The 280-nt window shown below is 40.7% G+C and carries 1 protein-coding gene; it reads right to left on the bottom strand.

The window, feature by feature from the left end; genetic code table 11:
• Positions 1–54: 54 nt before the first annotated feature.
• The coding region (locus ACCD05_RS31830) for a hypothetical protein (RefSeq protein ID WP_413397665.1) at positions 55–280 on the bottom strand (226 nt) is incomplete at its 5' end.

Here is a 280-nt window from a genome sequence, read left to right as displayed (position 1 = left end):
AATACCGATATAACACCACAAAACGCTAAAAAACAACCACAAAAACGAAGACACTTAAACAAAAAACCTAGCCCACGACACAAACACTAATACCGAAAGCCACCATCTGAAATATAAAAAAAAACACAGCGGATACACGCCGGGTTTCAGGCTGCTTTTTTTTATTGATTTGGCGACGATGGAGATGTAGAATTGATGGATCGTCGGGAGCTTCATATGTTTTTTAGAGTCTGCGTTGGGTTTGTTCACGTTGTTGCGGTTTTCGGGATTGAAGATGTGG

It is taken from the genome of Rhizobium sp. Rhizsp42 (genome assembly GCF_047304155.1).
In the GTDB taxonomy this organism is placed as follows: Bacteria; Pseudomonadota; Alphaproteobacteria; order Rhizobiales; family Rhizobiaceae; genus Rhizobium.
The sequence above is the reverse complement of the archived record's forward strand: the minus strand, read 5'-3'. Positions and strand labels throughout refer to the sequence as shown.